Origin of the sequence: Pantoea sp. Z09 (assembly GCF_022394795.1) — a bacterium.
GTDB lineage: Bacteria > Pseudomonadota > Gammaproteobacteria > Enterobacterales > Enterobacteriaceae > Pantoea > Pantoea latae.
On record NZ_CP092373.1, the window covers coordinates 614,064 to 635,978 of the forward strand.

Here is a 21,915-nt window from a genome sequence, read left to right on the forward strand (position 1 = left end):
CGCCTGCTGACAGACGGGGTGTGAGGAGTTCACATGCTGCTGGTCACCTGGGATAGCGTTCTGGTTGGCGTTTCGCTGATCGTCGCTTTTATTGCCGCGTTTACTGCGCTGGATACGGCAGGGCGCGTCGCGGTATCGCAAGGCTGGCAGGCGCGTTTATGGCTGATGGTCGGCGGCGTCGCGATGGGAATCGGCATCTGGGCAATGCACTTTATCGGCATGCTGGCGATGATGATGCCGATGCATTACGACAGCGGCCTGACGGTGCTGTCGCTGCTGGCGGCCTGCGGTGCCTGCGTGCTGGCCTTTGCCCAGACTCAGGGCGGCTTACGCTTTAGCCGACGCCGCTGGCTGATCGGCAGCGCCATGCTCGGCAGCGGCGTGGCGGCGATGCACTACATCGGCATGCGCGCGCTGCTGATCTCGCCCGCGCCGCACTGGCGCCTGTCGCTGGTGGCGCTCTCCGTCGCCATCGCTTATCTCGCCTCCGCCGCGGCGCTCTGGCTGGCGTTCCACCTGCGTCAGAGCGAAAAAAATATTCTGACGATGCGCGCGCTCGGGGCGCTGGTGATGGGCGTCGCCATCGCCGGCATGCACTATACCGGCATGGCGGCAGCGCAGTTCGATCGCCACAGCATGACGCTGGCGCAGGGCGTCAGCAGTCAGGGGCTGGCGGTGTGGGTGGCGCTGGTGACGCTCTCTATTCTCGGCTTTACGCTGCTCGCCTCAATGCTGGACGCGCAGCTGCGCGCGGCGCGGCTGGCGCAGCGCCTGAAACAGGCGAACCAGGAGCTGCATCAGCTGGCGATGCACGACAACCTGACGGCGCTGCCCAATCGCGTGATGCTCGAACAGCGCCTCGACGCCGCGCTGCGTCAGGCGTCGCGCGACGGCGCGGGCTTCGCCCTGATGTATATGGATCTCGACGGCTTTAAGGCGGTCAACGACACCTGGGGCCACTTTGTCGGCGACCGCCTGCTGATTGCTGTCGCCGACCGCCTGCGCGGCCAGCTCGACGACGACATGCTGCTGGCGCGCCTCGGCGGCGACGAGTTTGTGCTGCTGACAACGGGCAACGACAGCGCGCGCACCGTGGCGCTGGCGCAGCGGCTGGTCAGGGCGATCGACGCCGCGTTCGAGCTGGAGCGTTATCTGCTGCGCGTCTCGCTCAGCGTTGGCGTCGCCCTCTGGCCGCAGCACGGCCGCAGCAAGCAGGAGCTGATGTTCAACGCCGATTCGGCGATGTACCACGTCAAATACAGCGGCCGCAACGGCTGCTGCCTGTTCGAGCCGGCAATGAGCGCCAGCGCGCAGCATCAGCTGGCGCTGGCCAACGATCTGTGGCAGGCGCTGGAGCGCCAGGAGATGCGGCTGTTCTATCAGCCGAAATTCCGCTCCAGCGGCAGCGAGCTGATCGGCTTTGAGGCGCTGCTGCGCTGGCAGCATCCCACGCGCGGCCTGCTGATGCCCGATATCTTCCTGCCGCGTGCGGAGAAAACCGGCCAGATCGTCGCCCTCGGCAACTGGGTGATCAACGAAGCCTGCCGCCAGCTAAAACAGTGGCACAGCGACGGGCATGAGCACTGGACCGTCTCCGTCAACCTCTCGGCGCTGCAGTTTCACCAGCGCGATCTGCTGGAAACGGTGCGCCAGGCGCTGCTGCGCCATCAGCTGCCGGGCGGCGCACTGACGCTGGAGATTGCCGAAACCGTCGCCATGCGCGATCCGCAGTTCAGCCAGCAGCGCATCAGCGAGCTGCAAAAAATTCAGGTAAGCGTGGCGATCGACAACTTCGGCATCGGCTACGCCAATCTGCTGCATCTCAAGCACCTCGACGCCAGCGAGCTGAAGATCGACCGCAGCTTTATCAACAGCCTGCGCGCCGACAGCGAGGACGCCACCGTGGTCAGCGCGATGCTGGCGCTGGCGCAGACGCTGAATCTGCGCATGGTGGCGGAAGGGGTGGAAACGGAAGAGCAGCAAACGCTGCTGACGCGGCTCGGTTTCGACGCGCTGCAGGGCTATCTGCTGGGCAAACCGACCCCTGCCGACCGCGTCGGCGACTTCATTGTCAGCTGACGATAGATTTTAACGCTCAGAGACATCGGAAGCTTTCATCGTGGCTGGCTAATAACCCTTTGCCTTTTGCCGATAACCTGAGCAAATAATTCATCCCTGTGACTTTTTCATTACAACACCACAGCTGCGTTTTGGGCTTTAACGGAACTTCACTATGTTAGTGACCTCATACGATTCGTTTACCGTCATTGTGTCGATCCTCGTCGCAATGCTGGCCTCCTTTACCGCGCTGGATATGGCGGGCCGCGTCGCGACCTCGACCGGCAGAGTCGCGCTGATCTGGCTGTTTGGCGGCGGCTTCGCCATGGGCGTTGGCATCTGGGCGATGCACTTTATCGGTATGCTCTCCATGACTATGGAAATGGTGATGAGCTACGACGCGTCGCTGACCGGCGTCTCGATGGCGATCGCCGTTGTCGCCTCAATCTTCGCGCTCTGGCTGGTCTGCCATGGCGATCTGCCGCTGAAAAAGCTGCTGGGCGGCGCGCTGGTGCTGGGCAGTGGCGTGGCGGCGATGCACTACACCGGCATGGCGGCACTGATGTTCTCGCCCGGCATCAGCTGGAACTGGGGCTGGATCGCCGTGTCGGTGGTGATTGCGCTGGTGGCGTCGGGCGCGGCGCTCTGGCTGGCGTTCAACCTGCGCGACGGCACCACCGGCCGTACCACGGTCCTGCGCCTCGGCGCCTCGGTGGTGATGGGCTTCGCCATCGCGGGTATGCACTATACCGGCATGGCGGCGGCCAGCTTTCCGGCACACAGCCACGCCATGCAGATGGGCGTCAACAGCAACTGGCTGGCAATCCTGGTCACGGTGGTGACGCTGGCGATCCTCGGTATTACGCTGCTGGTGTCGATGCTGGACGCGCGCATGCAGGCGCGCACCGCCATCCTGGCGCGGTCGCTGGCGGAGGCGAACCGCGAACTGGCGCAGCTGGCGCTGCACGACAACCTGACGCGTCTGCCGAACCGTATTCTGCTGGAGGATCGTCTGGAGCAGGCGATCAACAAGGCCAACCGCGAGCGCACCCAGTTCGCGCTGATGTTTATGGATCTCGACGGCTTCAAGGCGGTCAACGACGCCTTCGGCCATCACGTCGGCGACAACCTGCTGATCGCGGTCACCGAGCGCATGAGCGAGCAGATGAAGGGCTACTACACGCTGGCGCGCATGGGCGGCGACGAGTTTGTGCTGCTGATTGAGATCAACGATCCCAACGATGCCGCAACGGTCGCGGATACGCTGGTGAAAGCCATTGAGCGGCCCTTCGAGATCTCGCGCTACGAGCTGATGGTGTCGCTGAGCATCGGCATCGCGGTCTATCCCGGCGACGGCAACGACGAGCGCGAGCTGATGTTCAACGCCGATGCAGCGATGTACCACACCAAAAACAACGGCCGCAACGGGCACAACTTCTTCCAGCCGTCGATGAATACGCTGGCGCAGACCCAGCTGCAGCTCAACAACGATCTCTGGCACGCGCAGGAGAACAACGAGTTAAGGCTCTTCTATCAGCCGAAATATTGCGCGCCGCGCGGGCCGATCATCGGCTTTGAGGCGCTGCTGCGCTGGCAGCATCCAACGCGCGGCCTGCTGACGCCCGACGTTTTTCTGCCGCTGGCGGAGAAGACCGGCATGATCGTCACTATCGGCGGCTGGGTGATTAATGAGGCGTGTCGCCAGCTGCATCAGTGGCGTCAGCAGGGGCATCTGAACTGGTCGGTGGCGGTGAACCTGTCGGCGCTGCAGTTTGAACAGAGCAATCTGGTGGAGACGGTGACTGAGGCGCTGGCGACCCACGACATCCCGCCTGAGCTGCTGACGCTGGAGGTAACAGAAACCACGGCAATGCGCGATCCCGACGAGAGCGTGCGCATCCTGACCGAGCTGACGCGGCTGGGGGTAAAAGCCTCGATTGACGACTTCGGCACCGGCTACTCCAGCCTGCTCTATCTCAAGCGCCTGCCGGCCAGCGAACTGAAAATCGATCGTGCCTTCGTCAATGAGTTACAGCATCAGACCGAGGACGCCACCATCGTCTCGGCTATCGTCGCGCTGGCGCAGTCGCTGGATCTCAAAGTGGTGGCGGAAGGGGTAGAAACCGCCGAGCAGCAGGCTTTCCTCACCGGCTTAGGCTGCAACACGCTGCAGGGCTATCTGCTGGGCAAACCGGTGCCGCCGGAAAAGGTCGCCGAGCTGCCCAACTTCGCGCTGGAGGCGGAAGAGCAGCGCCAGGCGGCGCTGCCGCACAGCATCTGCGAGGCAACGCCGGGTTAACGCGTAGAATTGTTGCGAGGTTATTTGTGTTTGGTTAGCAAAATCATGCTTTTATGTTGAATTTGCTGATCAGCGCACATTGCAACAGCGCCGGGTTTTGCCACACTTAGCTGAACGCTAACCGGAGAACCTGTATGACTGCCTCTTCTTCCAGTCTGTTGTTGCTGATGTCCTTCGCGGCAGGCACTTTCGCTGCCGGATCGTCGAATAATCCGCAGCATCTGATGCTCGCCAACCCTTCGGGTGGCGTGCCGAATAATCCTCTGCCGCTGATCATCTGGCCGCGCGTCGCGCCGGATGACGCGGAGGAGGAGGAGCCCGATCTCGCCGGCTGGTTCGAGCAGACCTTTGCCCGCCACGGCTGGCCACCCGCCTGGCGCTACGACATTTTTCCCTACACCCATTACCATCCAAACACCCATGAGCTGCTGGGCGTGGCGCAGGGCTGGGCAGAGGTGCTGTTCGGCGGCGATACCGGCCGTATGGTGACGCTGCGCGCCGGCGATGCGGTGCTGATCCCGGCGGGCGTTGGCCATAAACAGGTCTACGCCAGCGAGGACTTTATGGTGGTCGGCGCCTATCCAGAGGGATTCTCGCCGGAGACCAACCGCGACGAGCCGGCAAAACTGCAGGCGGCCCAGCAGCAGGTGAAGCAGGTGCCGCTGCCGACGCGCGATCCCTTCACCGGCGAAGCGGGCGCGCTGACCGAGATCTGGACGCCGATCGCCGACCATCTCTGACCCGCGCTGCGTCATCATACTGAAAACATCTCGCCTTATTTTTGGCATCATCATCGTCGAAAAAAAGGCGCGTTATGTTTTCTGTCGATCAGGTTGTCGAATGCTTCTGGCCGCAGGCGCAGCCCGCCGGCTGGCAGCGTCGTGCGCTGCGCTGGGCGCTGCGCGAAGAGGAGTTTCAGCGCTTCGCCGCGCGCTATCCGCATCTGAAAGGGCTGGATATGGTCGAGCAGATGCTAGAGCACCTCGACGTGCGCTGCGAGCTGAGCGAGCGCGATCTGGAGCAGATCCCGCCGCGCGGGCCGGTGGTGATTGTCGCCAACCATCCGCTTGGCGCGCTTGATGGGCTGGCGCTGCTGTCGGCGGTGGCGCAGGTGCGACGCGATGTCAAAATCGTCGCCAACCGCATGCTGACGATGCTGGAGCCGCTCGACGCGCTGATGCTGCCGGTCGACAATATGGGCAACCGCACCAGTCGCCATCAGCTTGAACGTATGCAGCAGCATCTCGCCGGAGACGGCGTGCTGATTATTTTCCCGGCGGGCGAGGTGTCGCGCCTTGGCAGCCGGGGCGTGCGCGACGGCCGCTGGCATCACACCTTTCTGCGCCTGGCGGCGCGCGCCCGCGCGCCGCTGCTGCCGGTATTTGTCGACGGCCGCAACAGCGCGCTGTTCTACGCGGCGGCGAAGATCGCCCAGCCGCTGGCGCTGCTGATGCTGGTGCGCGAAATGTTCCGCCAGCGCGGCGCGTGCATCAAACTGCATATCGGCGCGCAGATCCCGTTTGCGCACTGGCATGACGGCCATACGCCGGGCAAAGCGCTGGCGAAGCGGCTGCGCAAGCACCTCTATCGCATCGGCCAGCAGCGTCCTGGCCTGTTCCAGACGGAGAAAGCGATCGCCCGCGCGGAGGATCGCGCCGAGCTGAAGCGGGCGCTGCGCGACAGCGAGCACCTCGGCACCACCGGCGACGGCAAGCAGATCTACCTGTGGCGACGCAACGGCGCCACCTGGGTGCCGCTGCTGCGCGAACTGGGACGGCTGCGCGAAATCGCCCTTCGCGCCGTGGGCGAGGGCAGCGGCCGCCGTCGCGATCTGGATAACTTCGACGACGACTACTATCACCTGATCCTGTGGGACGACGCGCAGCTGGAGATTGTCGGCGCCTACCGCTTTATTCCCGGCGAAGAGCAGCTCGCCCGACGCGGGCTGGAAGGATTCTACAGCCACAGCCTGTTCCACTACGACGAGCGGATGATGCCGATTTTGCAGCAGAGCATCGAGCTGGGCCGCAGTTTTATTCAGCCTGCCTACTGGGGCAAGCGCGGTCTCGATTATCTCTGGCTCGGCATTGGCGCTTATCTGGCGCGCTATCCGCAGACGCGCTACTTGTTTGGGCCGGTCTCGATCTCCGGCGGCATGCCGCTGGCGGCGCGCGACCTGCTGGTGGCTTTTTACCGCCTCTATTTCCCCACCGAACTGCCGCTGGCGACGTCGCGTCGGCCTTATCCCGCCTCGCTGCCGGAGGTGCTGGCGCAGTTCAGCGGCGACGACTATCAGGAAGATTTGCGCAGGCTCAAGCAGCTGTTGAGCAATCTCGGCTGCGCCATCCCCACGCTCTATAAGCAATATTCTGAGCTGTGCGCGCCCGGCGGCGTGCAGTTTATCGATTTCGGCAGCGATCCCGATTTTAATCACTGCATCGACGGGCTGGTGCTGGTGGATTTAACCCGGCTAAAGCCGTCGCGCTATGAGCGCTATATTGCGGTGCATCAGTTGCCAACGGAATAGGTCACGATTGCGTTAAAAGAGAGAATGTAGATCATTTATTAATCAATTGACTTTGCTTTCTGATGGCGTATTTTGTTGTTATAACCACACTATCTGCATGGTTAATTATTTCAAATCATAATGACAAGGAACGCTATGGATATCAGTCAATTAGTTATTGATTTTAGAATAACCTCACATTGCAATCTCGGTTGTGATCTTTGTTTTCGTAACCCTGGCATAGAGGATTCACCACTCTCAAGTATGCTTCAGGTTATTCAGTATATGTATGAGATGGGTTTCCGCCGTATTGGTTTCACTGGAGGCGAGCCGACCTCTAGAGCCGACTATATTTGTCTAATCGAAGCTGCAAAACGGATAGGGTTTATGACTTACCTGTCTACTGTAGGTCATCGCTTTATGATAGATCATGAGCGGCTTAATCCGGTTCTTGATTGGGTTGGGATTCCTCTTGACGGCATTGATCGTTTCGTTAATACCACTATTCGCAGCGAAAAAATGAGCAACCAACATAGGGTGGTAAAAAACATATTAACCTGGCTGCCAGAAACAAATAATAAAATAAACATCAAACTTACTACCGTTGTCTCTCAGTCAAATATAAATAAATTGGATGATATTGTTCAATGGGTGGAAAATCTGCCTTTTAAAATACAGGCATGGAGGTTTTATCAATTTTGCCCATTAGGAGTCGGTAAAGAAAAAAGAGAGAAGCTAGAAATCAGGTCTGATTTATTTTTGAACAAGATGGCAACTCTGGAACGCAAACACCCAGGTATGCCTATTAGTTGGGCCACTTTTGAACAAAGAGATAAAGCTAACGTAGTTATGGAGCCAAATTTCGATATTGTTATTCCTGATGGTGAGAATTATTCTCTGTTAGGAAATATGCAGAACGATCCATCAGATAAAATTATTAACGCCATATGTGGCAATGATGAAATTATGCGTAAGTGCGAAGATAATCGCTTGTGGATGAATAAAAGGGAATTTACAGTATGAGATATGAGTATCTTTATATGGACCCCTGGTCAGCTGATAAAAAAGAGGGAGATTTGAATCGTAGTCCCCTCTATATCTGCCTTTCTGGTAATTCTGGTGTTGGAAAGAGCACGTTTTTACGTCGCCTGGCTAGTGCCCTGTACGAAAAAGACTCTTGTACTATCGCAATAGATGAAAAAAGCGTCCATCATCCACTCCTGCCTCTTTTATTCGATGAAACAGCCAAGTATGGATTTCTTCTTCAGCTAAATTTTATGGTTCAGCGTGCATTAATGATAAAATCCTGGCTTGATAAAGGTTTTAATCTGGTGATGGAGCGGTCACACCTGGAGGATTATATTTTTATCAATTTCATGTTGAAAGAAAACCATATCAACCAGGCACAACATTACGCCTATATGACACTCTGGGATAGTATTAATGCATATCTTCCGGAACCTGATCTTATCGCTTTTTTTAATTACTCTGCAGAGCAATCTTTATCTCATCTTAATAGCGATGAAAGGAGCGGGGTGCGACCGAAGGAATTTCCAAAAGAGGAATTAAAACAACGCTGGGTAGAGGGATGGCACAGCGAGTATCAGTTTTTTGTAAATAAGCTTCCTGCGCATCTTCGCCAACGCGTACTCATTTGTCAGCAGCCAGAAGATGTCGATGAGTTTTTTGAAAACATTTGCCAGGAAGTTTTGATGATAAGGAGAAAAAAATGCGTCAGAGAATAATCGTTTGTCCCGTCATACAAAATGAAGGCGAATACTTGCTATGCAAAATGGCCAAAGATCGCGGCGTTTTTCCGGGGCAATGGGCGTTACCAGGCGGGGGTGTGGAACCTGGCGAAACAATCGAAAACGCGTTGCGGCGTGAAATCAGAGAAGAATTAGGCGACGCCCTTGAGATCGCCCATATTCAACCCTGGACATTCCGCGATGACAGACGAAAGAAAACCTACGCAGATGGCTCACAAGAAGAAATTTATATGATCTATCTGATATACGACTGCGTTACTGCCAACAGAGCGATCACGTTCAACGAAGAGTTTCAGGAAACGGCCTGGGTTGCTCCTGCGGCGCTTAAAACGATGGACCTGAACGAGGCCACCCGGCTCACTTTCCGTCAGAAAGGGCTGATATAAGCGCCTGATACTCATCACTACCCTGCTTAAATCAAATCAGCCGCCCGCTAAGCGCAATCGCGGGCGGCTGTCACTATTTCTCTGCTAAAACAACGCGTTTTATTTGTCACCTTTACAACTGAACATTTTCTCGCCACTGCCGATAACCTACCTACTAACTTTCGTTTTCAGCGCATTTATGCTTGTCAAAACAGGGCATTTCAGATGTAGTCGAAGCGGTATTAAGACATTTCTTAATTTTTTTGGGGCCACTTTAAGCAGCGCAGCAACAGGCTAATAAAAATGGATAAAAATGCTGATGTTATGTATCGGTTACTGGTACAGAGCGTGATCGACTACGCCATCTATATGCTGAAGCCAGACGGCACCGTCGCTAACTGGAACGCCGGGGCGCAGCGGGCAAAAGGCTATACGCCAGATGAAATCGTCGGTAAACATTTCTCGCTGTTCTATAGCGAACAGGATCGGCTGAACGGCGTGCCGCAGCGCGGTCTGGAGATCGCCACGCGCACCGGCAGCTTTGAAACCGAAGGCTGGCGCTACCGCAAAGACGGCAGCGCCTTCTGGGCGCATGTGATAATTGACGCCATCCGCGGCGACAGCGGCGAACTGATCGGCTTTGCCAAGATCACCCGCGACTGCACGGAGCAGCAGGAGCAGCAGCGCAAAGAGCGCGAGCAGGAAGCGCGCTTCCGCCTGCTGGTAGAGGGCGTCACCGACTACGCCATCTATATGCTGGATCACGATGGGCTGGTGGTGAACTGGAACGCCGGCGCGCAGCGCGCCAAAGGCTACGTGGCGGAAGAGATTGTCGGCCAGCACTTCTCCCGCTTCTACAGCGCGCAGGATCGCCAGGCGCATATTCCGGAAAAAAACCTGCAAACCGCGTTTCGCACCGGCCGCTTTGAGGATGAGGGCTGGCGCTATCGCAAAGACGGCAGCGCCTTCTGGGCGCACGTGATCATCGATGCGATCCGCGACGACGGTGGCAAGCTGATTGGCTACGCCAAAATCACCCGCGACTGCACCGAGCAGCAGGCGCTGCTGCGCGCGCAGCGCGAGCACGAGCAGCGCTTCCGCCTGCTGGTAGAGGGCGTGACCGATTACGCTATCTATATGCTGGATATTAACGGCTGCGTGGTGAACTGGAACGCCGGCGCGCAGCGCGCCAAGGGCTACCTCGCCGAGGAGATCGTCGGCGAGCACTTCTCGGTGTTTTACGGCTCGCAGGAGCGGTTACAGCGCACCCCGGACGCTAACCTGGCGATTGCGCTGGCCAGCGGCCGCTTTGAAGATGAAGGCTGGCGCTACCGTAAAGACGGCAGCGCCTTCTGGGCACATGTGGTGATCGACGCCATTCACAATGATGAAGGACGCCTGATCGGCTTCGCCAAGATCACCCGCGACGTGACCGAGCGCCGCGAGCAGGAGCAGAAGCTGCTGCGCGCCAAAGATCTGGCCGAAGCGCAGAGCGCGAAAATGTCGGCGCTGTCAAAATTTCTCGACAACATCATCGCCAATATTCCCTCTTGCGTGGTGGTAGAAGACGCCATCACGCGCGAAATCCTGCTGGTCAACGATCGGTCAGAGAAGCTGTTCGGCGTGGCGAAGGCGCTGCTGGTCAACAAGCGGCCGCACGAGTGTATGTCGGCTGAACTCAGCGACTATTTCAACAGCCTGGCGGATATCGCGCTGCGCAGCGAGGGCATCCACCAGCGCGAGCAGCTGCTGCTTACCGCCAGCGGCGAACGCATCCTGCATACTCGCGCCACCACCATCGCCGGGCAGGACGCGCGCCAGAACTACATTATGCTGATCGTCGAGGATGTCACCGACCAGCGCGCCGCCGACGCGCGCATTCACCATATGGCGCATCACGACAACCTCACCAGCCTGCCGAACCGTATTCTGTTCCGCCAGCGGCTGAGCGAGGCGCTGCGCAACGACAGCCAGAGCGGCCGGCAGACCGCCACGCTCTGCCTCGATCTCGACAACTTCAAGAACGTGAACGACGCGCTCGGCCATCAGATCGGCGACGAACTGCTGCGCGCGGTGGCCAAACGGCTGCGCGGCACGCTGCGCGATCGCGATACCCTGGCGCGCATCGGCGGCGACGAGTTCGCTATCGTGCTGCCCGCCATCAGCAATGCGGAGGAGGCGGCGATCGTCGCCCAGCGGCTGATTGAAGCGATACGTCCGCCGGTCAATATCGAAGGGCACAATCTCAGCGTCGGCCTCAGCGTCGGCATCGCCCTGAGCGCCACTATCACCAATACCCCGGAGCAGCTGCTGCGCTGCGCCGATATGGCGCTCTATGAGGCCAAACGCAACGGCCGCAACCGCTACGAGCACTTCACGCTGGCGATGGACGACGTGGCGCGCAGCCGCCGCGTAATAGAGAACGATCTGCGCGAGGCGATAAGCGGTCGTCAGCTGCGGCTCTACTATCAGCCAATCACCGACGGCGAAGCGGTGCAGTCGATTATCGGCTACGAGGCGCTGATGCGCTGGCACCATCCGGTGAAAGGGCTGATTATGCCGAACGACTTTATTCCCATTGCGGAAGAGAGCGGGCTGATCCATATGCTCGGCGCCTATGCGCTCTATGAAGCCTGCCGCGAAGCGACCACCTGGGAAGGCAAGCAGTCGGTGTCGGTCAACCTGTCGCCGCTGCAGTTTAAAAACAGCTCACTGGTGTCGGTGGTGGAGGCGGCGCTGCGCGATTCCGGGCTGGATCCGAGCCGGCTGGAGGTGGAGATCACCGAATCGGTGCTGCTCGACGACTCCCTCGGCAATATCCGCACCCTGGAGAGCCTGAAGAAACTCGGCGTGCAGATCGCGCTCGACGACTTCGGCACCGGCTACTCGTCGCTCAGCTACCTGCGATCCTTCCCGTTCGACAAGATCAAAATCGATAAGTCCTTTATCAACGATATGGGCGACAGCCGCGAGGCGCTGGCGATCATCCGCGCCATCACCGGCATGAGCCGCAGTCTGGATATCCAGATCACCGCGGAAGGGGTCGAGAGCAGTGAACAGTTCGCGAAGCTGCGTGAAGAGGGCTGTACGCTGTTCCAGGGCTACTACTTCGGTCGCCCGCAGCCGTCGGAGCTGCGCCTGAAGGCGCTGGATAATCCGGCTTAGTCGTAGAGGCCGTGCTGCTGCACCGGCGCGTGGCTGAGGTTGTCGCGAATACGCCGCACCGATTCGCGCACCACCAGCTTGCCGTGCAGCAGCAGCGTGCCGGGCAGCGCCTGCGCATTCAGGCGCATGCTCTGCACCATGCGCACCGCCTCTGCGCCCAGCTCGTCGCGCGGCACCTGTACCGAAGTCAGCGGAATATCGTGGATGGCGGCGAGGTTAAAGCCGTCCATGCTCATCACCGATACATCCTGCGGCACGCGCAGCCCGGCGCGCTGCAGCGCCTCCACCGCGCCGGCGGCGATATAGTCGCCGCTCGCCAGAATCGCCGTCGGCCGCTGCGCAAGCGGGCAGTGCTTCAGATACTCGCTCAGCCTTTCCGCCGCCTCAAGACGGCTGAAGCTGGTGAGGGTCAGCAGATGCTGGCGGCTGTCGAAGCGCAGGTTCATGGCGTGCCAGGCGTCGCGCACTCCCTGTAGCCGCTGCTCCATGGTGTAGCGGCGCAGGCAGTGCAGCGTCAGGATTTGCCGGTGTCCCTGCTCGAACAGATAGCGCGCGGCGCTTTCGCCAATCAGCTGATGATGCGGCGACACCGACGGCAGGCGCATGCGGCGATCCAGTGCGTTGATCAGCACGCAGGGTTTGTTCATCTCCGCCGCCAGCTGATGAATATGGCTGTCGTCGATACCCACCAGCAGCGCGGCGTCGGTCTGCTGCATCTTCTCCAGAAACAGCGCCGCGTCGCTCTCATTCTCCTCCAGCGCGCAGTAGCGCAGGCGCACCTCGTGCGGCGCGATCGCCTGCGCGACGCCCTGAATCACCTTGTAGTAAAAGATATCGCTGCGTACGTCGAAGGCGCGCGCCGGCGCGAACACCATCAGGGTATTTAACAGCAGGCGGCCGCTGTGCAGGTTATCCAGCACTCCCTGCTGCTGCGCCACCGCCAGCACCTTGTCGCGCGTGCTGGCGCGGGTATTCGCCTTGCCCGCCAGCACGCGCGAAACGGTGCTGATCGAGACGCCGCTCAGCGCCGCGATTTCGCCTATTTTCAGCCTTTGTTTCATTTTGTGATCCCCTTCAAATCTGCTGATGAAAAAATTTTCATCAGATGCTGAATCGCGTCAGATAAGGCAAGTAACCCGCTTTAAACGCGCCGAAAAGTTTGCCATGAAAAAACTTGCAAAAAAGTGGCTATACCGACGTTTCGCGATTTTTTAGGGTGCGAAGAAGAGACACGGAGTACGCCGACGGGCGATGTGAAGGATTAACCTGGCCTTTAAAAGCCTGCACAGGAGCTGAAAAATGAGCCTTGAATCAACAACCAGGCCTGCAGTCGCCACGCGCACCGTGCGCACCATCAAACATCTGCGCTGGTGGATGCTGGGGCTGTTTCTGCTGGGCGTGACGGTGAACTATGTGACGCGCAATTCGCTCGGCATTCTGGCGCCGGAGCTGAAAACCAGCCTGAATATGAGCACCGAGCATTATTCCTGGGTGGTGGCGGCCTTTCAGCTCGCCTATACCCTGTTTCAGCCGCTGTGCGGCTGGCTGATCGACGTTATCGGCCTGAAGATGGGCTTCCTGATCTGCGCGCTGATCTGGTCGCTGACCTGTTTACTGCACGCCGGCGCCGGTAGCTGGCTGCATCTGGCGCTGCTGCGCTTTGTGATGGGCGCTTCGGAAGCGGCGGCGACGCCCGCCAACGCCAAAGCGATCGGCGACTGGTTCCCGAAAAAAGAGCGGCCGGTCGCCGCAGGCTGGGCGGGTGTTGGCTTCTCGGTCGGCGCAATGCTGGCGCCGCCGATTATCTACGTGGCGCATATCTCGTTCGGCTGGCAGGGCGCGTTTCTGCTCACCGGCGGGCTGGGGCTGCTGTGGGTCGGCCTCTGGTGGTGGGGCTATCAGTCGCCGGAAAAACATGCGCGCCTGTCGGATGAGGAGCGTGCCTGGATCACCCAGGATAACGAAGCGGTGGGTGAAAAGCTGCCGTTCTTTCAGGCGCTGAAAACCATCGGCAAAGAGAAAAAGTTCTACGGCATCGCCATTCCGGCCTTTCTCGCTGAGCCCGCCTGGGCGGTGCTGAGCTTCTGGGTGCCGCTCTACCTGGCCAACGAGCGCGGCATGGATCTCAAGCAGATTGTGATGTTCGCCTGGCTGCCGTTTCTCGCCGCCGATCTCGGCAGCGTCGCCAGCGGCTATCTCACCAAAATCTACGTCAAGTGGTTCGGCCTGACGCGCGTCAACTCTATCGTCGCCAGTTCGGTCACCGGCGCGGCGCTGATGATCTCGCTGGCGCTGATGACCCTGGTTAAAGATCCTTATCTGGCGATCGCGCTGATCTCGATCGGCGGCTTCGGCCATCAGGTGATCTCCTGCATGCTCAGCGCGCTGGTGGTGGAGCGCTTCGATCGCCGCCAGATGGCGACGGTAAACGGCATGCGCGGCTCCTGCGCCTGGATCGCCAGCTTTATCTTCTCCCTGATTATCGGCGTCACCGCCGACACCATCGGTTTCAACCCGCTGTTCGTCGCCATGGGCTTTTTCGACCTGGTGGGCGCGATTTTCCTGGTGATGTTTATCGCCGAACGTCGTCAGCGCAGCGCTGAACAATAAGGACACCGCAATGAAAACCCTGAAGAACTGGACGCTGAGTCAGCACGCCGATCATTTTGTCGAGCTGAAGGTGGATAACCGCCATCTGCTGCGCCTGTATGTGCTGGAGTCGGGCCTGATGCGCGTGCTGCTGAAGCGCGACGGCGAGCTGGCGCTGAACCGCACCTGGAGCATCGCGCCGGGCGACGACGTGCCCTGGGAAGGGCGCGATCGTGAATCTCTCGACGGATTTGGGCTGCCGGCGTTTCAGCTGGAGCATGAGGCGAGCCAGCTGCGCGTCAGCACAGATCGTCTGCGGGTGACGGTGCACCATCCGCTCTGCCTGAGCTGGGACCATTTTCATCAGGGAGAGTGGCGGCCGCTGGCGGCCGATCGCCACACCGGCGCCTATCTGCTTAACGCGCACGGCGACGGCGTGGAGCACTATCAGCGCCGCCAGCCAGAGGATCGCGTCTACGGTCTCGGCGAGAAGAGCGGCGATCTCAACCGCAGCGGTCGCCGCTTCGAGATGCGCAACCTCGACGCGATGGGCTATAACGCCGCCAGCACCGATCCGCTCTATAAGCACATTCCCTTTACCCTGACGCAGCGCGACGGCGTCAGCTTCGGCCTGTTCTACGACAACCTGAGCAGCAGCTGGCTCGATCTCGGCAACGAGCTGGACAACTACCATCTGCCATACCGCCGCTATCGCGCCGAGGCGGGCGATCTCGACTACTACCTGATGCTGGGGCCAAAGCTGCTGGATGTCACCCAGGCTTTCGTGCGCCTCACCGGGCGCACGATTTTTCAGCCGAAGTGGAGCCTGGGCTACAGCGGCTCAACCATGCACTACACCGACGCGCCGGACGCGCAGCAGCAGCTGCAGGGCTTTATTCGCCTCTGCCGCGAGCATGAGATCCCCTGCGACTCGTTCCAGCTCTCCTCGGGCTACACCTCCATCAACAACAAGCGCTATGTCTTTAACTGGAACTACGACAAGGTGCCGAATCCCAACGCCATGAGCGAGGCGTTCCACGCGGCGGGCATGAAGCTGGCGGCCAATATCAAGCCCTGCCTGCTGCAGGATCATCCGCGCTATCAGGAAGTGGCGGCGCAGGGGCTGTTTATTCGCGACTCAGAGCAGGATCGGCCGGAGCGTTCGGTGTTCTGGGACGATGAGGGATCGCATCTCGATTTTACCCATCCGCAGGCGGTGCGCTGGTGGCAGGAGAACGTCACCGCCCAGCTGCTGGAGAAGGGCATCGACGCCACCTGGAACGACAACAACGAATATGAGGTCTGGGACGGCGAAGCGCGCTGCCACGGTTTCGGACAAAGCATTGCGATTAAGCATATCCGTCCGGTGATGCCGCTGCTGATGATGCGCGCCTCGCTGGAGGCGCAGCAGCGTTTCGCGCCGGAAAAACGGCCCTATCTCATCTCCCGTTCCGGCTGCGCCGGGATGCAGCGCTACGTGCAGACCTGGAGTGGCGATAACCGCACCAGCTGGCAGACGCTGCGCTACAACATCCGCATGGGGCTGGGCATGAGCCTGTCCGGGCTGTTTAACGTCGGTCACGACGTCGGCGGCTTTTCGGGCGACAAGCCGGACGCCGAGCTGTTTGTGCGCTGGGTGCAGAACGGCGTAATGCATCCGCGTTTTACGATTCACTCCTGGAACGACGATCACACCGTGAACGAGCCCTGGATGTATCCAGAGGTGACGCCGCTGATCCGCGAGGCGATCCGTTTGCGCTACCGTCTGATGCCCTATCTCTATACGCTGCTGTGGCAGGCGAGCGCGCAGGATGAGCCGATGCTGCGTCCTACCTTCCTCGATCACGAAGAGGACAGCGAGACCTGGCGGGAAAGCGACGACTTTCTGCTGGGGCGCGATCTGCTGGTGGCCAGCGTGGTGGAAGAGGGCAGCCGCGTGCGCGCGGTTTATCTGCCGCGCAATGCCCACGGCTGGTATGACTGGCACAGCGGCCAGTGGCTGGCTGGCGGGCAGACCGTGACGCTGGAGGCGCCGCTGGATCGGCTGCCGCTGCTGGCGCGCGCCGGCGCCGCCATTCCGCTGGGGCGCTGCGAAACCACCACCGACGCGCGGCTCGACAGCGTGCGCGAACTGCAGCTGTGGCCCGCGCCGGGCGAGGCGCGCACCGAGGGCGAGTTTTTCGACGATGACGGCGAGAGTCACGGCTGGCGTCAGGGCAATGCGCTGTGGATGCGCTGGACGCTGATCGGCAGCAGCGATCGTCTCGAGCTGACGCTGGAGAAGCGCGGCGACTATCAGCCGGCCTGGCGTGAGATTGAGGTGTTGCTGCCTGCGGGCGAGCAGCGCGAGCTGTGGATCAACGGCGAGAAGGGCGTGCGGTTTAGCTTGTAAAACGAAGAAAAGACGTTTGCGGGCGAGGTGCGAAAGCAGGTGAGATGGCCCGATCGCAAAGACGCTTTACGCATCCTTGCTCGCTCGGCCCGCGCGATTACGCACCTCATCCTTGAGGTGCGCCCGTTACCGGGCCAACGCGTTGCGTTGTTCAAAAACGCTCCCGGCGTTTTTATCCTTGTCGCGGGACGCTTTGCTCTTCGGGCCATCTCACCCGCTTATTGACTTTTTAAGCTGTCTGTACGTCTTTGAAGGCAGCAACAGAGGTACTAATTAGCGCCGTGGCTTTCCGCATTCATCCGCGCCAGATCTTTATCGATCAGGAACAGGCCTTCGCCTTTATTGCCGACCAGCGCCAGCTTATCCAGCACGGTTTTGAACAGCTTCTCTTCTTCATGCTGCTCCGCCACATACCACTGCAGGAAATTAAAGGTGGAGTAGTCGAGCGAGGTAATCGCTGCATGCGCCAGCTCGTTGATTTTACGCGTGATCAGCTTCTCATGATCCAGCGCCTGCTCCAGCAGCTCGGGCAGCGAGTTATAGGCGACCGGCGGCGCGGCGATGGTGCCCAGCACCGGCATCGCGCCGGTATCGCTCAGGTAGTCAAACAGACGCTGCATATGCTCCATCTCTTCGCGAGAGTGCTCTTTCAGAAACGCCGCTGCGCCTTCCAGACCTTTATCGCTACACCATGCGCTCATCTGCAAATAGAGGTTGGCGGAGAAAAATTCGAGGTTAAGTTGATCGTTCAGACGCGCGGTCATCTCAGCAGTAAGCATGGGCGATTCCTTTATAAAAGAGAGAATAATTAAACAGGTGAGAAGTGGTGAATTATGCACCATAACGCCGCGCGAAAGATAGCATTTTGCGGAAAAAACACGTTTTATCTGGTTGATTTAAATAGAATTATTTAGCTAATTGAATGCGAGCGATTATCATTCCTGGAGCGATTCGGCATCGCACCAGCGCAGCGCGCGGCGCATATTTTCTTATTGTCCTGCGGCGTGGCGATCCTCTTGTTTCCCCGTTGCGTAGTTTCATCGCATTTGTCGGTGCGGCGTTGACGCGTTGTGTGTTAAACAGTGTTTATAAGAAGGATTTCCCCCATGGAAAATAACGGCACGGTAAAAAGCAGCCAAAATCCTTTTGATATTTTCGTCACCGGCGCGCGCAAAGGTTTTCATATCGCTATTCATAACCTGATGCCCAACGTGGTGATGGCCTGTGTGCTGGCGGAAGTGCTCAATCTGCTCGGCATTATGCCGTTTCTGGGGCAGGTTTTCGCGCCGGTAATGGGGCTGTTTGGCCTGCCGGGCGAAGCCATTAGCTGCTCACCGCCTGGCTCTCCTCCTCTGCCGGCACCGGTGTCGCGGTAAGCCTGCTGACCAAAGGGGTGCTGACCGGCGCGGACGTAACCATTCTCGCGCCCGCGATTTTCCTGATGGGATCGCAGCTGCAATACATGGGGCGCCTGCTGGGCGTGGCCGACGTGCCGAAAAAATACTGGCCGCTGCTGATGCTGGTGAGCGTCATCAACGCGGCGATCGCGATGTGCGTTATGCGTCTTTTTATTTAGGAGAGAAGCGGTGTCAAAGGTGTTAGAGCATTACCACTACCTGCATGAAATTCCTGAACTGGGGTTTGAAGAGTTTAAAACCTCCGCCTATATCGCCGATCAGCTGGAGAAAGCGGGGCTGAAGGTAACGCGCGGCGTCAACCAGACCACCGGTATCGTCGCGGAGATCGACAGCGGCGTGCCGGGCCCGGTGCTGGCGCTGCGCGCCGACATGGACGCGCTCGGCCATATCATCGACGGCGTCGCCTGCGCGCGCCATACCTGCGGTCATGACGGCCACTCTTCCGTGGTGCTGACCGCCGCGCAGGAGCTGCTGGCGGAAGGTGCGGTGAAAAAGGGCCGCCTGAAGATTCTGTTTCAGCCGGCGGAAGAGCTGGGCGCCGGCGCGCTGGCGATGGTGGAAGGCGGTGCGCTGGACGACGTGGAGATGATACTCGGCTTCCATCTGCGTCCGCTGAAAGAGTGCGTGGTCGGCGAGGCGACGCCTGCGGTGCTCTACTCCGCCTGCTCGACGCTGGAAGCCACCATTAAAGGCGTACCCGCGCACGCCGCGCGACCGCATCTCGGCGTTAACGCGCTGGACGCGGCGGTGCAGGCGGTTAATGCCGTTAACGCGATCCACCTTTCGCCGGGGCTGAACTGGAGCGTGAAGGCGACGCGTTTTCTCTGCGACGCCGGCGTCACCAACTCGGTGCCTGACCAGGCGCGCGTGGTGTGGGATTTGCGTTCGCAGGAGAACGCGCCGATGGAGGCGCTGAAAGAGAAGGTCACCCAGGCGATCCAGCACAGCGTCGCGGCGCTGGGCGCCAGCGCCGAGGTCGTGGTGTTGAAAGAGATGCCGGCGGCGGAGATCCATGATGAGGCCACGGCGGTGATCCGCGCGGCCATTACCGAGGTGCTGGGTGGCAACGGGCTGCTGGAGGCGAAAACCACGCCCGGCAGCGAAGACTTCTTCTACTATCCAGTAAAACGCCCGAACGTGAAGGCGGGGTTCTGGGGGCTGGGCACCAACCTGGTGCCGGGACTGCATCATCCCGATATGCACTTCGATCTCAGCGCGCTGGCCATCGGCGTGAAGATCTTCAATTCTGCGTGAAACAGGTGCTGGGATAAATCCCGCACGCTGCCCGTCATCTGGCGGGCAGCGCCAACAATTTTCCCTGCCCCTGTTCGCCGCCGCGCGCAAAATATTGTATGCTATGCCGCCTTAACGAAGACCAGGTAACCGGAATCGCCGCCAATGTAGAACGCGCCTCGACCACCGCCTTCTGACGCCGTTGCGTCACCCTGGCTCCGTTTACCTGCCGGATTTCCGGCCATCATGATTACTCTGCAGCGTCCCCTTACGCGACGTTGCCTCGATGAGAAGAACTCACTCATGTCTAATTTCATGCAAGAGGTGGCGCGCCGCCGCACCTTTGCCATTATTTCGCACCCCGATGCTGGTAAAACCACCATCACTGAAAAAGTACTGCTGTTCGGACAGGCTATCCAGACCGCCGGTACGGTAAAAGGCCGCGGCTCGAGCCAGCACGCTAAATCGGACTGGATGGAGATGGAGAAGCAGCGCGGCATCTCTATTACCACCTCCGTGATGCAGTTCCCCTATCGCGAGAGCCTGGTCAACCTGCTCGACACGCCGGGACACGAAGACTTCTCGGAAGATACCTACCGCACCCTGACGGCGGTGGACTGCTGCCTGATGGTGATCGACGCGGCGAAAGGCGTCGAGGATCGTACCCGCAAGCTGATGGAAGTCACCCGTCTGCGCGACACGCCGATCCTGACCTTTATGAACAAGCTCGACCGCGACATCCGCGATCCGATGGAGCTGCTGGATGAGGTGGAAAGCGAGCTGAAAATCGCCTGCGCGCCCATCACCTGGCCTATCGGCTGCGGCAAGCTGTTCAAAGGGGTTTACCACCTCTACAACGATGAAACCTATCTCTACCAGACTGGCAAGGGCCACACCATTCAGGAAGTGCGCATCGTCAAAGGGCTGGATAATCCGGAGCTGGACAGCGCGGTCGGCGAAGAGCTGGCGGCGCAGCTGCGCGAAGAGCTGGAACTGGTAAAAGGCGCGTCGCACGAATTCGATCAGGAGCTGTTCCTGAGCGGCGAGATCACGCCGGTCTTCTTTGGCACCGCGCTGGGCAACTTCGGCGTCGACCATATGCTCGACGGCCTGGTCTCCTGGGCGCCCGCGCCGATGCCGCGCGCAACTGACGCGCGTGTCGTCACCGCAGAGGAAGAGAAGTTCACCGGCTTCGTGTTTAAGATTCAGGCCAACATGGACCCGAAACACCGCGACCGCGTCGCCTTTATGCGCGTCGTCTCCGGTAAATATGAAAAGGGCATGAAGCTGCGTCAGGTGCGCACCGGCAAAGATGTGGTGATCTCCGACGCGCTGACCTTTATGGCGGGCGACCGCTCGCACGTGGAAGAGGCCTGGCCTGGCGACATCATCGGCCTGCACAACCACGGCACCATCCAGATCGGCGACACCTTCACCCAGGGCGAGAACATGAAGTTCACCGGCATTCCGAACTTCGCCCCTGAGCTGTTCCGCCGCATTCGCCTGCGCGATCCGCTCAAGCAGAAGCAGCTGCTGAAAGGGCTGGTGCAGCTGTCGGAAGAGGGCGCCGTGCAGGTGTTCCGTCCGGTGCACAACAACGATCTGATTGTCGGCGCGGTCGGCGTGCTGCAGTTCGACGTGGTGGTGGCGCGTCTTAAGAGCGAATATAACGTCGAGGCGATCTACGAAGCGATCAACGTTTCGACGGCGCGCTGGGTCGAATGCAGCGATGCGAAGAAATTCGACGAGTTCCAGCGTAAAAACGAGATCAACCTCGCGCTCGACGGCGGCGATAACCTGACCTACATCGCACCGACCATGGTTAACCTGAATATCACCCAGGAGCGCTATCCTGACGTGATCTTCCGTAAAACCCGCGAGCATTAATCTGCACTGCAACAGGGCCGCCCAGCTTTGGCTGGCCCTGTTCCTCCCCTCCAGACTCTTCCTAAAAACTCTGCTTTTTCTTTTAACTGGCGTGCGATCAACCAGTTATTCAGGCAAAACGCCAAACACCAGCTATGATTATTCTGTCGGACGGCAAAAGAGAAGTTGCTTCTCCCTTACGTCCAACGATGCAGCAGCGCCGTTTGCTGCTGTTGCGCCCACGGTTGTGGGTGA

13 protein-coding genes and 2 pseudogenes are annotated in these 21,915 nt (G+C 59.5%); 13 read left to right on the forward strand and 2 right to left on the reverse strand.

Annotated features, from left to right (window positions below):
• Nucleotides 1-33: 33 nt before the first annotated feature.
• From MC269_RS03100 to MC269_RS03135, 8 genes are all read left to right on the forward strand, one after another.
• The gene (locus MC269_RS03100; protein WP_239953871.1) at nt 34-2,079 is read left to right on the forward strand and encodes a bifunctional diguanylate cyclase/phosphodiesterase; all 2,046 of its coding nucleotides are present in this window, start codon (nt 34-36) and stop codon (nt 2,077-2,079) included.
• A 154-nt stretch (nt 2,080-2,233) separates the two neighbouring features.
• Entirely contained in the window at nt 2,234-4,357 is a 2,124-nt protein-coding gene (locus MC269_RS03105; RefSeq protein ID WP_239953872.1) for a bifunctional diguanylate cyclase/phosphodiesterase, read from the forward strand.
• Between the two features lie 134 nt (nt 4,358-4,491).
• A complete protein-coding gene (locus tag MC269_RS03110) occupies nt 4,492-5,097 on the forward strand; it encodes a cupin domain-containing protein (protein WP_239953874.1) in 606 nt (201 codons plus the stop codon).
• Nucleotides 5,098-5,171: 74 nt separating this feature from the next.
• The gene (locus MC269_RS03115) at nt 5,172-6,884 is read left to right on the forward strand and encodes a lysophospholipid acyltransferase family protein (RefSeq protein WP_239953876.1); all 1,713 of its coding nucleotides are present in this window, start codon (nt 5,172-5,174) and stop codon (nt 6,882-6,884) included.
• Nucleotides 6,885-7,019: 135 nt separating this feature from the next.
• Nucleotides 7,020-7,886 (forward strand): radical SAM protein, encoded by an 867-nt coding sequence (locus MC269_RS03120; RefSeq protein WP_239953878.1) that lies wholly within the window; start codon nt 7,020-7,022, stop codon nt 7,884-7,886.
• Nucleotides 7,883-8,608, forward strand: coding sequence for a deoxynucleoside kinase (locus MC269_RS03125; RefSeq protein WP_239953879.1), 726 nt, complete (start codon nt 7,883-7,885; stop codon nt 8,606-8,608). The genes MC269_RS03120 and MC269_RS03125 overlap by 4 nt, the downstream gene beginning before the upstream one ends.
• Nucleotides 8,593-9,018 (forward strand): nucleoside triphosphatase NudI, encoded by a 426-nt coding sequence (gene nudI / locus MC269_RS03130; protein WP_239953881.1) that lies wholly within the window; start codon nt 8,593-8,595, stop codon nt 9,016-9,018. Before MC269_RS03125 ends, nudI begins: the two co-directional genes overlap by 16 nt.
• A gap of 282 nt (nt 9,019-9,300) precedes the next feature.
• Complete coding sequence (locus tag MC269_RS03135) at nt 9,301-12,162, forward strand: bifunctional diguanylate cyclase/phosphodiesterase (RefSeq protein WP_239953884.1); 2,862 nt, start codon at nt 9,301-9,303, stop codon at nt 12,160-12,162.
• On the opposite strand, the gene MC269_RS03140 is transcribed toward MC269_RS03135, so the two are convergent.
• Entirely contained in the window at nt 12,159-13,223 is a 1,065-nt protein-coding gene (locus MC269_RS03140; RefSeq protein WP_239953886.1) for a LacI family DNA-binding transcriptional regulator, read from the reverse strand. The genes MC269_RS03135 and MC269_RS03140 overlap by 4 nt on opposite strands.
• A 238-nt stretch (nt 13,224-13,461) precedes the next feature.
• Here MC269_RS03140 and MC269_RS03145 point away from each other — a divergent pair, with 238 nt between their 5' ends.
• Nucleotides 13,462-14,772, forward strand: a complete 1,311-nt coding sequence (locus tag MC269_RS03145) for an MFS transporter (RefSeq protein WP_239953888.1) — start codon at nt 13,462-13,464, stop codon at nt 14,770-14,772.
• Nucleotides 14,773-14,782: 10 nt separating this feature from the next.
• Complete coding sequence (locus tag MC269_RS03150; protein ID WP_239953889.1) at nt 14,783-17,143, forward strand: TIM-barrel domain-containing protein; 2,361 nt, start codon at nt 14,783-14,785, stop codon at nt 17,141-17,143.
• Nucleotides 17,144-17,412: 269 nt separating this feature from the next.
• Here the strand turns inward: MC269_RS03150 and ftnA are convergent, their stop codons facing one another.
• Nucleotides 17,413-17,922, reverse strand: coding sequence for a non-heme ferritin (gene ftnA, locus MC269_RS03155; protein ID WP_239953891.1), 510 nt, complete (start codon nt 17,920-17,922; stop codon nt 17,413-17,415).
• 327 nt (nt 17,923-18,249) lie between these two features.
• On the opposite strand from ftnA, the pseudogene MC269_RS03160 reads away from it, so the two are divergent.
• From MC269_RS03160 to prfC, 3 genes and pseudogenes are all read left to right on the forward strand, one after another.
• A pseudogene (locus MC269_RS03160) lies at nt 18,250-18,719 on the forward strand (YjiG family protein).
• 10 nt (nt 18,720-18,729) lie between these two features.
• A pseudogene (locus MC269_RS03165) lies at nt 18,730-19,832 on the forward strand (M20 peptidase aminoacylase family protein).
• Nucleotides 19,833-20,097: 265 nt separating this feature from the next.
• Nucleotides 20,098-21,681 carry a peptide chain release factor 3 gene (prfC, locus tag MC269_RS03170; RefSeq protein WP_239953895.1) on the forward strand — a complete coding sequence of 528 codons (1,584 nt, stop codon included), beginning with the start codon at nt 20,098-20,100 and terminating at the stop codon, nt 21,679-21,681.
• Nucleotides 21,682-21,915: the final 234 nt, after the last annotated feature.